This is a genomic window from Streptomyces sp. MUM 2J (assembly GCF_022414535.1).
In the GTDB taxonomy this organism is placed as follows: domain Bacteria; phylum Actinomycetota; class Actinomycetes; order Streptomycetales; family Streptomycetaceae; genus Streptomyces.
On the sequence record NZ_JADWYM010000019.1, the window covers coordinates 51,895 to 66,282 of the forward strand.

16 protein-coding genes are annotated in these 14,388 nt (G+C 74.1%); 9 read left to right on the plus strand and 7 right to left on the minus strand.

Going from position 1 to position 14,388, the window contains the following annotated elements:
* Position 1: 1 nt before the first annotated feature.
* The 3 genes from I3F54_RS17300 to I3F54_RS17310 are packed head-to-tail and all read right to left on the minus strand — an operon-like array spanning position 2 to position 4,007.
* Complete coding sequence (locus I3F54_RS17300; protein WP_240119695.1) at positions 2–1,402, minus strand: O-antigen ligase; 1,401 nt, start codon at positions 1,400–1,402, stop codon at positions 2–4.
* 8 nt (positions 1,403–1,410) lie between these two features.
* Positions 1,411–2,835: a sugar transferase gene (locus I3F54_RS17305; protein ID WP_240119696.1), complete on the minus strand. Its 1,425-nt coding sequence runs from the start codon at positions 2,833–2,835 to the stop codon at positions 1,411–1,413.
* Positions 2,832–4,007, minus strand: coding sequence for a glycosyltransferase family 4 protein (locus tag I3F54_RS17310; protein ID WP_240119697.1), 1,176 nt, complete (start codon positions 4,005–4,007; stop codon positions 2,832–2,834). The genes I3F54_RS17305 and I3F54_RS17310 overlap by 4 nt, the downstream gene beginning before the upstream one ends.
* 715 nt (positions 4,008–4,722) lie before the next feature.
* Between I3F54_RS17310 and I3F54_RS17315 the strand changes: the two genes are divergently transcribed.
* The 8 genes from I3F54_RS17315 (at position 4,723) to I3F54_RS17350 (ending at position 10,291) form a co-directional block, all read left to right on the plus strand.
* Positions 4,723–4,962 carry a chaplin gene (locus I3F54_RS17315; RefSeq protein WP_240119698.1) on the plus strand — a complete coding sequence of 80 codons (240 nt, stop codon included), beginning with the start codon at positions 4,723–4,725 and terminating at the stop codon, positions 4,960–4,962.
* Positions 4,963–5,222: 260 nt separating this feature from the next.
* Positions 5,223–6,008, plus strand: a complete 786-nt coding sequence (locus I3F54_RS17320; RefSeq protein WP_240119699.1) for a hypothetical protein — start codon at positions 5,223–5,225, stop codon at positions 6,006–6,008.
* A 192-nt stretch (positions 6,009–6,200) separates the two neighbouring features.
* On the plus strand, positions 6,201–6,482 hold the full coding sequence (locus tag I3F54_RS17325) for a hypothetical protein (protein ID WP_240119700.1): 282 nt from the start codon (positions 6,201–6,203) through the stop codon (positions 6,480–6,482).
* A 243-nt stretch (positions 6,483–6,725) separates the two neighbouring features.
* Positions 6,726–7,226 carry a DUF5949 family protein gene (locus I3F54_RS17330; protein WP_240119701.1) on the plus strand — a complete coding sequence of 167 codons (501 nt, stop codon included), beginning with the start codon at positions 6,726–6,728 and terminating at the stop codon, positions 7,224–7,226.
* Positions 7,226–7,843: a vitamin K epoxide reductase family protein gene (locus I3F54_RS17335; protein WP_240119702.1), complete on the plus strand. Its 618-nt coding sequence runs from the start codon at positions 7,226–7,228 to the stop codon at positions 7,841–7,843. Before I3F54_RS17330 ends, I3F54_RS17335 begins: the two co-directional genes overlap by 1 nt.
* 400 nt (positions 7,844–8,243) lie before the next feature.
* Entirely contained in the window at positions 8,244–8,765 is a 522-nt protein-coding gene (locus I3F54_RS17340) for a hypothetical protein (protein WP_240119703.1), read from the plus strand.
* Positions 8,766–8,931: 166 nt separating this feature from the next.
* Positions 8,932–9,441, plus strand: a complete 510-nt coding sequence (locus tag I3F54_RS17345; protein ID WP_240119704.1) for a tyrosinase cofactor — start codon at positions 8,932–8,934, stop codon at positions 9,439–9,441.
* Positions 9,425–10,291, plus strand: coding sequence for a tyrosinase family protein (locus I3F54_RS17350; RefSeq protein WP_240119705.1), 867 nt, complete (start codon positions 9,425–9,427; stop codon positions 10,289–10,291). Before I3F54_RS17345 ends, I3F54_RS17350 begins: the two co-directional genes overlap by 17 nt.
* An 82-nt stretch (positions 10,292–10,373) precedes the next feature.
* Here I3F54_RS17350 and I3F54_RS17355 read toward each other — a convergent pair whose 3' ends face one another.
* From I3F54_RS17355 to I3F54_RS17370, 4 genes are all read right to left on the minus strand, one after another.
* Positions 10,374–10,643 (minus strand): chaplin, encoded by a 270-nt coding sequence (locus I3F54_RS17355; RefSeq protein WP_240119706.1) that lies wholly within the window; start codon positions 10,641–10,643, stop codon positions 10,374–10,376.
* A 272-nt stretch (positions 10,644–10,915) separates the two neighbouring features.
* Positions 10,916–11,779, minus strand: a complete 864-nt coding sequence (locus I3F54_RS17360) for a DUF4396 domain-containing protein (protein WP_240119707.1) — start codon at positions 11,777–11,779, stop codon at positions 10,916–10,918.
* Between the two features lie 425 nt (positions 11,780–12,204).
* Complete coding sequence (locus I3F54_RS17365) at positions 12,205–12,951, minus strand: hypothetical protein (protein ID WP_240119708.1); 747 nt, start codon at positions 12,949–12,951, stop codon at positions 12,205–12,207.
* A 218-nt stretch (positions 12,952–13,169) separates the two neighbouring features.
* Positions 13,170–13,796 (minus strand): hypothetical protein, encoded by a 627-nt coding sequence (locus tag I3F54_RS17370; protein WP_240119709.1) that lies wholly within the window; start codon positions 13,794–13,796, stop codon positions 13,170–13,172.
* Between I3F54_RS17370 and I3F54_RS32120 the strand changes: the two genes are divergently transcribed.
* On the plus strand, positions 13,791–14,357 hold the full coding sequence (locus I3F54_RS32120) for a DUF6415 family natural product biosynthesis protein (protein ID WP_275676336.1): 567 nt from the start codon (positions 13,791–13,793) through the stop codon (positions 14,355–14,357). The two genes, I3F54_RS17370 and I3F54_RS32120, sit on opposite strands and share 6 nt — an antisense overlap.
* Positions 14,358–14,388 lie beyond the last annotated feature (31 nt).

A 14,388-nucleotide genomic window follows, 5' to 3' on the forward strand; every position in this document is an offset into this window, starting at 1 on the left:
GTCATCGCGTGCCCGCCCCCTTGCCGGCGTCCGCCGGCCGGATACCGGTCCCCGAGGCGGCGGGAGCGCCCGCCCCCGCGCGGCCGGGCGTCCCGGCGCCGTCGCGGGCCAGGGCCCACCAGGCGGTGAGGCCGAAGGCGACGGCGGTCAGCACCGTCGAGGGGCCGCCGATGTCGGCGTACGCGAAGTCCGTCAGCTGCCACACCAGCAGCCCGCACGCGACCAGCGCGCAGTCCAGGCCGGGCCCCGCCCGCCGGATCGGGGCGAGCCCGTGCACCGCGCACACCAGCAGGGCCAGCCAGTTCCCCGCCAGCGCGAGCAGCCCGGCCAGGCCCTGCTCGGCGAGGACGAGCAGGTACATGTTGTGCGGTGAGAGCAGCGGCTGCCGGCGGAAGCCCGAGCCGGCGCCGTCGGTGTCGCTGCCCGAGGACAGCGCCAGTGAGGCGTGCGCGTCCCGGTGCTCGGGGAAGCCCTTGAGCCCGACGCCGGTCAGCGGGTGCTCCCGCCACATGCCGGCCGCCGCGGCCCACATCGTGTACCGGTCGGTGACCGACTGGTCGGGGGCGTCGGTCACCTGCGTGATGCTGTTGATCCGCTCCTGCAGCATCGCCGTGCCCACGCCGAGCCCGCCGACCAGGACCACCCCCGCCGCCGCCAGGGCCGCGGCCACCTTCAGCGCGCGCCGTGGCCCCGCGAGGGCGAGCTGCACGGTGCAGGTCACCGCGGTGGCGATCCAGGCACCGCGGCTGAAGGAGACGGCGAGCGGCACGAGCAGCGCGAGCGCCGTGCACGCGGCGACGGCGCGCGGCCGTGCCCGGCCCCTGCCCAGCGCGAGCCCGAGCGCGCACACGAGCCCGAACGACACGACGGTCGCCATGCCCATCACGTCCTGCGGCCCGAACGTGCCCACGGCCCGGATCGTCTCGCCCTGGTAGGAGGCGCCGGTACCGGTGGCGTACTGGTGCACACCGACCGCGCCCTGCCAGACCGCCAGAGCCACGAACGACCAGGCCAGCAGCCGGAAGTCGGCCCGGTCGCGGATCAGCAGCAGCACGGCGGCGGGGACGAGGACGAAGATCTGCAGGTAGCGGCCGAGGCCGGTGAGCCCGGCGCCCGGCGAGGACGCGCCCGTCGCCGCCAGCGCCAGTCCCACCACCGGCAGCCCGAGGACGACGGCAGCGGCGGGCGTCAGGGGACGCCGCCGCTGCCGTACCAGCTGGACCGCACAGACGAGGACGGCGAGCGCGGACACCGCGTCGGCCGGGCCCGCGCCACCCTCGCCGCCGGGGCTCACCGGCAGCGCGAGCAGGGCGATCACGGCGGCGACCGGGAGGACCCGGAGGGCCGGCCGCAGCGTGCGGGCTCCGGCGCGGGCACGGTCGAGGGGGAGGGCGGGACTCATCGCGGGTGTCAGCTCCCCGTCGGGCGGACGAGCGCGGCGGCGGTGCGCAACAGGATGCAGACGTCCTGCCACAGCGACCAGTTGTCGATGTAGGCGTTGTCGAAGCGGGCCCGGTCCTCGATGGAGGTGTCGCCGCGCAGCCCGTGGATCTGGGCGAGGCCGGTGATGCCGGTCTGCATCCGGTGACGGGCCGCGTAGCCGGGGTAGGTCTGACCGAACTGGGCCACGAAGTACGGGCGCTCCGGGCGTGGGCCGACCAGGCTCATGTCTCCCCACAACACGTTCCACAGCTGGAGCAGTTCGTCCAGGGAGGTGCGGCGCAGGAAGCGGCAGAACCAGGGCATCCGGCGCTCGTCGGCCACGCTCCACCGGGTCGCGGACTCGTGCTCGTCGACCGGGCGGTGGGTGCGGAACTTCAGCAGTGTGAACGGCCGGCCGTCCTTGCCGATGCGCTCCTGCCGGAACACCACCCCGCGCCCTCCGGTGATCCGCAGTGCCACCGCGCAGACCAGCAGCACGGGGCTGACCGCGAGCAGCAGCGTCGCGGACACCGTGACGTCCAGCGCCCGCTTGCCGATGCTGCCCGGCCGCCGGGAGCCCATCTCCAGGCGCCGGCAGGAGAACCCGGCGAGCTGCTCGCGGGAGGCGCAGGCCGGGGAGTCCGCGTCGACCTCCCGCACCGTGCAGCCGGACTCGGCCATCGCCCGCAGCAGCGGCCCCCGTTCGAGCCGCACCGACGGGTGCACGGTGAGCACGTCGCGCACGCCGTTCTGGATCAGCGCCCGCTGCACCTCCTCACCGGTGGTCAGCACGGGCAGCCCCCCGCTGCCGTCGGGGTGCTCGGCGACGATCCCGACCGGCCGCACCCCGCAGCGCGGGTGCCGCAGCAGCGCGGCGGCCACCCGCTGCGCGCTCCCGGCCGGGCCGACGAGCAGGGCCGGGCGGGGGCGGCGCAGCAGCGCGGCGCGCCGCCGGTGGTGCACCAGGGCGCGGCCCGCGAGCGCGGCGGCGCACTGCAGCAGCGCACCGAGCAGCAGGGTGCGGGCGCCGAGGACGTGGCCGGGACGGTACGCCGCGACCAGCGCCGCGAGCCCCAGCCAGCCGACGGCGATCCGGCCGCACACGACGGGCAGTTCGTCCAGGACGCCGGCGACGGGCCGGGGCCGCTGCGGGCGCAGCAGTACGGTCGCGGCGACCAGCAGCACGAGGAGGCGCGGGCGGTGCCCGGTGCCGCTGAACGCCAGCGCGCCGACGAGGGCCGCGATGCCGTCCGCGGCGAGCAGCGGAAGCGGCGAGGCGGGCCGCGCGGGCGGTCGGCGCAGCGGGAACCGGAATCCACCGGTGCCGCGGTGCCGTGGCAGGACCGAGACGGGCGAGGATCCGATGTCCCGTGGCTGCGCGCCGGGCGAGGGGACGGTGCTTTCCGCGGTCACGAGTGGATGGACTCCCTGTACTCGGTGGGCACGGCGGACGCCGGCAACCGGCTGCCGAGCAGCTCGCGGTAGACGTCCGCGACCGCCTCGGCGGTGTGCCGCACGTCGTGCGTGGACAGGACGTGCCGGCGGACCCGGTGGCCGAGGGACGCGCGCAGCGGCGGGTCGCCGAGCAGCCCGGCCACGGCTGCGCCGAGCGTGGCGGGGTCGTCGGGCGGCACCAGGCAGGACGGGGGGAGGCCGGTGGGCAGGCTCTCCCGGGCGCCGTCGACATCGGTCACCACCACGGGCCGCCCGCAGGCCATCGCCTCCAGCGGGGCCAGGGCCATGCCCTCCCAACGCGAGGGCAGCACCACCAGGTCGGCGGCCCGGTACCACGGCGCCGTGTCGGTGACGGGGCCGGCGAACAGCACCGAGTCGGGTGCCTCCGCCTCCAGCCGGGCGCGGTCCGGGCCGTCGCCCACCAGGACCAGACGGGCGTTCGGCACCTGCCGCACGACCGACTCCCAGGCCCGCACCAGCACGTCCTGCCCCTTCTGCCGGCACAGCCGCCCCACGCACACCGCCAGCGGGGCCGCGGGATCGACGTCCGGCAGGACCGCGGCGCGCACGGAGGCGGGGGTCGCGGGGTGGAAGCGGGCGGGGTCGATGCCGTTGGGGATCACCGACCAGCGCCCGGCGATGCCGGCGCGCACGCCGCGCATGCGCTCGGCCTCGCTCACACACACCGTTCGCGCCGCCCAGCGCGCCCCCCGCCGTTCCCAGCCGACGGCGAGCGCCGCGGCGGGCCCGGCGACCGCCTCGAACGACCAGGCGTGCGGCTGGAACACCGTCGGGATCCGGCCGCGTACCGCGAGCCGCCCGGCGAGGCCGGCCTTCGCGCTGTGCGCGTGCACCAGATCCGGGCGGGCGGCCGCGACGATCCGGGCCAGCCGCAGGACCTCGCCGGCCAGCCCGGGCCCCGGCGAGCGGGTGGCCCGCCAGGGCCGCAGGTCCGCTCCGAGCCGGTGCAGCTCGGCGGCCAGCGGGCTGTCGGGGCAGGCCACGGTGACGTGCAGGCCGGCGGCCAGCTGGGACCGCACCAGGTCCGTCACGACGCGGGCGACTCCCCCGTCCACGGGCTGGGTCAGGTGCAGGACCCGCGGCCCGGGGTCGGTTGCTGACAGGTGCATTGCGCGGTTTCCTCGCTCACGGGTGCGCTCCGGACGGGGCTGGAACGCGCTGCTGCTGGGCGTCGCCGGCGGCCGGCAGAGCGCCGGCCCACGCCGCGTCCGGCTGGGGAACGAGCCGGACGGCCAGCTGGTCACCGCCACGCCGCAACACCGTGGCCGGTTCGAACACAGCACAGTCGTGAACACGTGTGTTCGCATGCGACCGGGTGTGTTCCGCTGGTGTCGGATCCGGTTCGCCGACGGTGGAGTTCAGAGGGGAGCGGGGCGCCGGGCGAGTGATGGCCGTCCGGCCCCGGCCGCGGCGGGCCGGCGGCCGAGGCGGTACCGGGTGCGCGGCCGGGGTGGGGGCGGGGCGCCCGCCGTCGCTGGGTGCGGCAGTGGGCCGGGGCAGTGGCGCATGACCGGCGGTTCCCTTTCGGCGGCAGGCCCCGGCCGGCTGCCCGCAGTGCTGTCCGGGGTGGACTCCACGGCGTCGGGAGCGGCCTGAGGGTGTGTCACGGATGTGGTGGGACGGCAGAAGGGGCATCGGGAGACCGGCAACTCTAACGGCTATACGGACTAATCAGGAGAAATGACTCATACATGTCGGAATGGTGGAGTCCGGCCTGTCGGCAGTTCACTCCTTTGGCGGCACAACCCCGCAGGGTGCCGCGCGTTGACACAGCGCCGGGCATCCCGCCCGGGTGTTTGTGTCAATCCCAAGGAGCACCTCTCCATGTCGCGTATTGCGAAGGGTCTGGTCCTGACCACCGCGGCCGTCGCGGCCGTCGCCGGCGGCGCCGGTGTCGCCGCCGCCGACTCCGGCGCGCACGGCGCCGCCGCCCACTCCCCGGGTGTGCTGTCGGGCAATGTTCTCCAGGCTCCGATCCACGTCCCGGTCAACGTGTGCGGCAACACCGTCAACGTGATCGGCCTGCTGAACCCGGCCTTCGGCAACACCTGCGTCAACGACTGACGTCGTCCCGCGGGCTGCGACCGGCCGTTCTCCCACGGGGAGGGCGGCCGGTTCGTTCTATGGCGTCCGGGTGAGTGCTGCCCCGAACGGGTGCGCAGGGCGTCGGCCGGTGGTGTGGCCCGGCATGGGCCGTCCCACCTGGGAGGACGACGGCGGCGAGGCAATCGCGTGATCACTCGTCGCGTTTGCTCGGTTGCAGAGTGCGAACGCCACTCGCACGGTGGGCGACGAGATCCGACGCACCACCGAAAGGAACCTCCATGCGTGGTCTGCCCGCCCGGCGTATCGCGAGCACCGCACTGTGCGCCTCCCTCGTCCTCGGGTTCGCCGCCCCCGCCGCCGTCGCGGCCGAAGCGGCGTACGAGCGCACCTCGGCGGCGTCCCGTGCGCCCGTCCCCGGCGCGGACGCGCTCCTCGCGCGGTCCGGGAGCCGCGGCGACGTCGGCGGTGTGCTCACCCCGGTCGCCGGTCTGCTCGATGCCGCCCTCCGTGCCGACGGTCAGCTCCCGGCCGACCGGGCCACCCAACTGGCCGACGTCGCCAGGGAGGCCGTCACCAAGGCCGTTCAGGGGGCTCCGGCGGCATCGCCCGCCACCGTCCCCGACGCTGCGGCGGCGCCCGGGGCCCCGTCGGCCTCGACGCTGCCCGGCCTGCCCTCGCTCACCGGGGCCGCCGCCAGACCCGGCCGGGCCGCCGCACCGGCCGACGCCAGGGACGACGCGCTGACCGCACTGCAGAGTGCCATCGACGCCCTGGTGACGGCGGCGACCTCCGGTGACGTCGGCCAGGTGGTGCCCGCGGCCACGTCCGTGGTGACCGGCCTGGTCAACCTGCTGACCGCCACCCTGCTCGCGGGCGGACTGCCCGCACCCGACCTGGCCGGCCTGCCCTCGCTGCCGGGCCTTCCGGAGGCACCGTCCCTTCCGGAGGCACCGTCCCTTCCGGAGGCACCGCCTCTTCCGGAGGCACCGAGCCTGCCGGAGGCGCCGGCCCTTCCGGCGACGGTGCCCTCGCTGCCGACCGGTGAAGATCTTCCCGCCGCCTGATCCCGGCCGGGCGGGCGTTCAGGGCTCTCATACGAGAAGGGGAAACGCCGACGGGTCACACCCTTCGTTCGGGTGGGCTTTCCGTGCCCGTGCAGAAATTTCTGCGCACGGGGTTTCCGCACCCGGCGTGGATCGTTGGTCAGGGCGTCAGAATTTGCTGAGGCGACCTCGGTCGCCGAAGAAAGGAACCCGATGAAGTCCCTGAAGGCTGCCGCCGTCGTTGCCGGGTCCGTCGCGCTCGCGGGTGCCGCCGCGCCCGCGTTCGCGTACAACACCGCCGACCTGACGCCCACCAGCCTCAACGGCGCCGTGAACTCGCTCACCAAGGGCCCCATCGACGTCATGCCGCTGCAGCACCAGTCGGACGCGCTCGACACCGAGAACAAGGACTCCGTGCTGAACACCGTCAAGGGCGCCACCGGCGCCCTCAACCAGCACCAGCAGCTGCTGGGCGGGCTGCCGCTGCAGGGCTGAGCAGCAGATCGGCGGCAGGGCCGGTTCCGCGGACGGCGGGACCGGCCCTCGGCGTGCTGCCCGGGCGTACCCGGCGGTGTCGCCCGGGAGACCGGGGTGTCACGCCCGGGGAGCCCGCCGTCCCGTCGCCGTCACTGGCCTGTTCGAGACCCGTCCCTCGTTCGTGTGGACAGCCCCCCGTACGTCGTCCGGTCGGGTGAGCGCGTGCGGAGCGGTCCGCCGGTCCGCCGATAGGGTCGCGCGGTGACCTCAACCTCAAGCGAAACCCGCCCCTTCAACGTCGCCGACCTGGGCACCCTGGTCGTGATGCCGTGGAGCGGCGAGGCTCCCGACGGTGCCGACATGCCCTACCTGCTGGCCTACTCCCTCGGTGACGCCGAGGGGGGCGGGGCGGCCACGACCGCCGCCGTGGAGCGGCTGCTCGGCGACACCGGCCTGCCCGTGGGCGGCGATCTCGTCGACGGCTCCGCCAAGCCCAGCCTGCCGGTGACCCTGCTCGTCGAGGCCGGTTCGGCCGTCGTCACCATGCCCAACCTCAACGCCCAGTGCACGCCGCCGCCCGAGTGGCTCGCGGCCGTCGAGGAACGCGGATACGCCTACCTGGTGTTCACCTCCCGCCCGTGGCCCGACGCCGAGCCCGGCAAGCCGGTCACCCCGGAGGCGCTGAGCGCGTTCGCGGGCGCCGAGGAGACACTGACCGCCGCCGCGCACGTCGTCCTCCCCGCGCGCAGCCTGCGCGGCTGATGGCCGATCCCGCGGCAGGGCCCCCGCGGAAGGATCCGCGGACCGCGGGTGGCGGCCGGGCGTCGGCCCTGCTGCTGGTGCTCACCGGCGCGGCCGGGCTGGTGGCGTCCTGGGCCATCACCATCGACGAGTTCAAGCTGCTGGAGGAACCGGGGTTCACCCCGGGCTGCAGTCTGAACCCGGTGGTCTCCTGCGGCAGCGTGATGAAGAGCGACCAGGCCTCGGTGTTCGGGTTCCCCAACCCGATGCTGGGCCTGGTGGCCTACGGCATCGTCGTGTGCGTCGGCATGAGCCTGACGGCCGGTGCCGTCTTCCCCCGCTGGTACTGGCTGGCCTTCTGGGCCGGCTGCCTGTTCGGGGTGGGCTTCGTCTCCTGGCTCCAGTTCGAGTCGCTGTACCGGATCAACGCGCTGTGCCTGTGGTGCTGCCTGGCCTGGGCCGGCACCATCGTGCTCTTCTGGCACGTCACCTCCGTGAACGTACGGCACGGATTCCTGCCGGCGCCGGCCTGGGCGCGGACGTTCTTCGAAGAGTTCACCTGGCTGCCGTCCGTGCTGCACGTCGGTGTCGTCGGGATGCTCGTCCTGACCCGCTGGTGGGACTTCTGGACCGGCTGACGGGACGGTCCGACGTCCGGGTACCGCCTTCCGGATCCCCCTTGGCCCTCGCGCGCGACCGCGTACCGTCCGCCCCCTTGGACCGCCTCACTCCCGCGCGCGACCGCCGGCCGCCCGCCCTCGTGTGCCGCCGCACCCCGCGGACCGGCACATCGGATCGGCGCTGCCGCCGCGGACCGGTGCGGGCACGGTGACGACCAGGTCCGGCGGGCGTCAGGACTCCGGCGGGCGCCGGGACGTCCGCGCGTGTGCGCATGCCGGTCCTTTCACACGGGCGGGCATACGAGCCGACAAATGACTACTGGGGCACTCGGGGGAATTGTGCGCTGGGGCTGTTTTCCGGCTCGTTACTCGGTACGCACGCCAAGCTGCCGAACCTGCGAAAGGTCCCGTACCCGAGATGAAGTCGACCACCCGAGGAACCCTCGCCGCCGCGATCACGTGCGTGGCCGCGGCGGCCGGTGCCGCCGCCTGTGCGACGCCCGCCGTCGCGGCCGGCACGGTGCCCGTGCCCGTCCCGTTGGAAGGCGTCGAGCAGTCCCTCAACATGGAGCTGCCGAAGCTGGGAGGCGAGTTGCCCCTGCCGACGCCGGGCGCGCCCGAGGGGCCCCGCTACGTCGAGGGCCGCCTCGTACCCGAGCGGGCCCTGCCGCAGCTCCCGATCGGCGCCGGGCTGCCCGGCGCCGATCTGCGCGCGCCCCTGCCGCACGCCCTCGGGGACGACTTCGACCACGTCGCCCTCGACGCCCCCGCCTCCGGCCTGCGCACCCTCGGCCCGGGCCTCACCGCGGACCTCCCCCTCACCCCGCCCGACGCCGACGCCTTCGGTCTGCCCGGGGCGAAGCTGCCCCAGGCCGGCGTCGTCACGCCGGTGCTCCAGGCGGTGCCGGGCGCCGATCTGGGGCTGGGCCCCGGCCTGTAGCCGCGGCGAAACGGCGACCGGCGAAGGCCGCGGATCCCGGTGGGAACACCACCGCCGGGGTCCGCGGCCCCGTGCGTGGACGGCCGTCCGGGCGGGCTGTGGTGACCACCGGTGCCGCCGGGCGGTTACGGCTACGAGCAACCCGAGAACCGGACAGGAGCACAGCATGGTCTTTGGCGTCGGTGCAGTGGCGGTGGGGACGGAGCCGGCCACGGCGAAAGCGGCCAGACCCGGGTCGCGCGGCGGAACCCGGCGGGAGGTGCTGCGCGGTCTGCTCGCCCCGGCCTTCGCCCTCGCGCTCGCCCCCGTCGTCGCGGCCTCCCGCCCGCCGCGCGCCCCGGACGGCGGCGCGGACGGAGCCTTCGACGAGACCTACCACGGCCGCCGGATCCAGGGCGTCCCCGTCCCCGGCACACGCGCCGTCGACCCCGAACGCTGGCGGGTCACCGTCGACGGACGCCCGCTGCACCTGATGCGGCGGGCCGACGGCAGCTGGCTGAGCGTCGTCGACCACTACGGCTCGTACCCGACCCCGCTCGCGGCGGCCCGCGCCGCCGTCGACGCGCTCGGCCCCCACGAGCAACTGCGCGAGCACGGCATCGGGCACGGCACCGCACCGGCCGCCGGGCACGGCCGGCACCACCACACGGGGGGAGAGCATGACGTACACGCGTAAGGACGTCAGTACGCTGACCGCGACCGAGAAGCGGCGGTTCGTCACGGCGATGCTGGAGGTCAAACGGCGCGGCGAGTACGACGCGTTCGTACGGATGCACATCGACTACTACATCGCCGACGGCGAGGACGGACTGCGGGCGGGCCACATGACCCCGTCCTTCCTGCCCTGGCACCGCAGGTTCCTGCTGGAGCTGGAGGGGGCGCTGCGCCGGGTCGACGACTCGGTGACCCTCCCCTACTGGGACTGGACCCGCGACCGCAGGACCACCGGGGCGCCCTGGACGGACGACCTGCTCGGCGGCAACGGACGCCGCTCGGACCAGCAGGTGACGACCGGCCCGTTCGCCTACGCCGAGGGCAACTGGACGATCAAGGAGGGCGTGACCGACGGGAGGTTCCTCACCCGGGACCTGGGCCGCGCCCGCCATCCGATCGAGCTGCCGACGCCGCGCGAGCTCCAGTGGGCGCTGGACGACGGTGTCTACGACGCCGCGCCCTGGGACTCCACGGCCACCGAGGGATTCCGCAACAAGCTGGAGGGTTGGGGCACCGGGCGGGGCAGCGCCTCCTGGCACAACCACAACCGGGTGCACCGCTGGGTCGGTGGCGCGATGCTCGGCGGAGCCTCCGTCAACGACCCCGTCTTCTGGCTCCACCACGCCTTCGTCGACCTTCAGTGGACGCGCTGGCAGCGCCTCCACCGCGGAGCCCACTACCTGCCCGAGCAGCCGCCGGGCCTCGGCGACCTGCAGCGCGGTCGGATCGTGGCCCGGCACGAGAAGCTGCCGCCGTGGGACGTGACGCCGCAGTCGCTGGAGGACGTCGGCCGGATCTACCGCTACGCGTGACCCCGTCCGGCGGGTCCGGCCACGGGGGAGAGCCCCGGCGCTCGAGGTGCCGGGGCTCTCGCGTGGATGCTGTGCTACGACGTCAGTAGCCGTAGCCGCCGTGGCCGTGGCCGCTCTCGTTGACGCAGGTGTTGCCGAACGCCGGGTTCAGCAGGCCGACCACGTCGACGGTGTTGCCGCAGAGGTTGACCGGGATGTGAACCGGAACCTGCACGACGTTGCCCGACAGCACGCCGGGCGAGCCGATGGCCTCACCCTGGGCGCCCGCGTCCGCCAGGGCCATGCCGGCCCCGCTGAGCACCACGGCGCCCGTGCCGAGCGTGACGGCGGCTGCCTTCGCGATGCGAGACATCAGGTTCTCCTTATGACTAGGGGGAGCGCGGCGGCAGGTTGCGCCGCCGCACTTCCCGTTCAACGCCGGCACACGGGGCGGGTCACGGCGACGACGCCTGGATCACCCTTTCTGAACAGGGGAGCGAGCGGACGGGGCCCCGCGGGGAGCGGCGGAACGCCTTTGAGACACGAAGTGGGGCACGAAGCAGGGGGACCGGGCGCACCACGGCGGTTCCGGGGTTCCCCGGTTCGTCAGTTCGACGGCTGATGGCCTGCCGGCTTCCCGGTTCGTCAGTCGAGGTGCCCGAAGATCCCGGCCAGGAGCACACCTGCGGCGAGGAAGACGACGGTCAGCGTGGCCATGGCGGCCTTCTGCTCCCGGGTCACCTCACTCTCCGTCATGTCCATTCCACCGTCGGCCGGGGCTGCCGCGGCCGACTCCTCGTGCACTGCCTCGCCGCCCTGCCCCAGGACCCGCACCGTTCCCATCCCGTGCTTCAGGTGGTTGGCCACCAGCCAGACGTTCACGGGATAGGCGAAGGCGAGACCGGCCAGGACGGCGAGGGAGAACGTGGCCCAGAAGCGGACGTCGGAGGCGTCGCCGGCGCCCGGCACATGACTCCGGATGATCACGAGTACGGCCACCATGGCGCCCATCACGCAGTTCATCGACAGCCACTCCGCGAACACGGTGGAGCGCACCGCCCGGAGGTAGCTTCCACCGAGCATGTCCCGCATGAACAGGGCCTGGAAGACGAGCAGGCCGAAGCCGAACCCCACGACGTACTCGGTCAGGCTGTCGCCCCACGGCGGAAGACCGATGTCCGACACGATCACCGCTGCCGCCATGATGCCGGTGGCGTCACCGGCCACGCAGTGGATGGTGGATCCGAGGGCCTGCTTCCACAGCGGTGCCACGAACCGTTCGTGGGCCCCCGGCCTCGGTTCCTTGCACGACAGCACGTAGAGCGCGGCGCCGATCGGGCCGATGTACAGGGTCACCAGCACCCAGCCCCACTTCATCACGGTCAGCTCGGGGTTCTTGGTGAACGCGTCGTACGCGACGTAGACGGCGGACAGCACGACCAGGAGGAACCAGACGTACATCAGCGCCTCGGCCGTGGTCCCGCTGATACCGCTACTGGCCACATGCATGTGTTCCGCCCTTGACCGCCCGCTCGATGCCCGGGATGCGGCGCTCAGCGTTCCCTGTCACGCGTTCGGCGCCCGCGATCCGCGTCGTGTGCTCCGCGCCGCGTGCCCCGTGCGCTGCCTTGCGCCTTCAGCGCGCTGTGTCCCGTGTGCTGTGCTCCGCCTTCCGCACGCACCATGGTGCGCCTGAGACGGCCCGCGCGCCGGACCGACGCACCCGCCGCGGCTCCGGGGCGCCCACACTCACCCCGGTGGCCGCGTCGACACGCCGACCGGCGGAACCGGACCGCGGGGCCGCGGGGACGTGCGGGACGCGATCACCACGAGCGGCTGCCGGGCACGCGAGGACTGCGGACGGGCGCGCCCGCGGACCCGCGGACGGTGGGAACCGTGGCGTCCCCGCGGGCCGGCGGCGGCGTCCGGCCGTCTCAGCTGTCCCAGACAGGCGCGCGGACCTGCTGGTCCTCGGCGAGCGCGCAGCGGATGCCGTTGACGGCTTCGTGGCCGGAGAGGCCCCAGCCGACGACACCGGGACCGGTGCGGCTGAGTTCGATGACCCGCTCCCGCTCGGGCCCCGTACCGACGTCGACGTCGCAGAGCAGGACCGGGGCCCAGGAGCGCCCGTTGAGGCAGGAGCCCAGGGCGACGAGGGGGAGCGCGGCGGCGACGACCAGACTGAGGACGAGGGACACGGTGCCGGACGCCGTCCGCGGACCGTCGCCGCGGCGGAGTTCGGCGAGTTCTCTGCCCACCCGAAGGACGTAGGCGATCAGGGCCGTGGCGAGCCCCCAGGCCCACCCGTGCCAGGCTCCGACGATGACTCCGAAGGCCAGCGGGACGGCCAGGGCCAGGGCCAGGACCACCAGCCAGCCGGTCGCGGGACCACCGGCTGCCGGGGCCCTGCGGAACCGGAAGGGAACCAGCCGGCAGACGACGATCGCCAGCACCGAGGCGAGCAGCGCGTCGGTCAGGACCATCCCGCTCAAGGCGTCCGACCAGCTCCTGATACCGGCGGTCAGGAACACCTCGCTGGCTGCCGAGCTGCTGCCGAGCGTCCATGCCACCTTCAGCACGGGAAAGGCCAGCACGACCGCGCCGAGCACGGTGCGGTTCGCCTGCCGTTCTCGTTCGTCGTCGCGACTCTTCGTGCGGGCATGGTCGAACCAGGTCGTCATTGGCCTAATGTTCCTGCCGGCGGCCCGCCGAACCCGAAGGCCCGGACTCTTCCACCCGGACGCCGCAGTCCCGGCCGGTGCCCGGTGGCCCGGTGACCGCCGGCGGCGTCACGCCGCCGGTGCACACGCACCACGGCCTGCCGGCCGGCGACACCCCCCGGGGCTGGGCGACCGAGGAGTGTGCCGCTCCGGGGGTGCCCGGTCGCGCGGGGCGTCGCCTACTTGACGGCGCCGGTCCAGTGCGGGTCCTCGCCCACGTACGCGCTGTCGTCCTCCATGAAGGCGTCGAGTCGGCTCATGGTGAAGACGATCCGGTCGGCGTCCTTCCTGGCGATCGCGTACTCGGAGGTGAACCTGCCGCTGTGGGCCGGCGCGAGACGTCCCGTCATCTGCTTGGAGTCGACCTCGACGTAGAGGAACTCGGTCTCACCACCGCTCGTGGCGCCCTTGGCGTCGTAGCCCAGGTTGTCGAGGTCGTACGGCTTGTCGGTGCCGTTCGTGACGGTCCACGCCACGCGGAAGGCCGTCTTGTCGGCGGCCGGCTTCTCGTCGTACTCCCCGTACCTGGTGATCCGGCTGATCCCCGTGACCTGTACCTTCAGGCCGTCCTGATAGGCGAAGGCGTCTCCGACGGCCAGCTCGGTGTCCGGCTTCGCAGCGGTGGGGGAGGCGCTGCCGCTGCTGCACCGGCCGCCCGAGCCGGGCCCGCAATCGGCCGTCTGCGAAGGGGCCTTGCTCCCTGTGGTCGTCGTGCCCTCCGCCGAGCCCTGCCCGCTGCCGCCGCCGCACGCGGTGAGCAGCGCGGCGAGCGCGGTGACGGTGACGAGCGCTGTTCTGCCATGCATGATCCCCCCAAGAACGTTACTCGGACCGGCCATTGTGACCTCGGTCCGGCGAGGGGTGCATGCAACCTGCGGGCTTCGTGTCCCAGATGTGACCCGAACCGGCCCGGCCGCCTTGGAGCGGGCGCACGGTCGCGGCCGTCACCGAAACGAAGCCCCTATCTCCCGCCCCCGTTTGTCGGGTGCGGCCGCCAGTCGACGGATGCCGCCTGCTGCGGGCAGACGATTTCCGGCCCAGTGACGGGCACCCCCTCTCCACTCCGTTCGGCACCCGGGGACCGGCACCAGGGCCGTGCACCTGCCCGAGGGGCGCGGCGGACGCGACTGCTTCGCGGAATGATCACGGTGCCCGTCCCGGAGGTGGAGACGGCCGCGGCAGGATGGCCCAGCGGCGAGGTTCCCGCCACATGCGCCCGTGCGTGCGGGGGAGCGGCCCGTACGAGGCTGCGTCCGGGACCCTCCGACGGGACACTTCCGGCCGCAGTGGCGCGCGCTCAGGGGTTCGCCCGGTCCGCCGGAGCGCTCATGGACCACTGCTTGAATCCCGGGGGCGGCACGGGGTGACTTCCCGGTCCTGGTGTCGACACGGGGACGG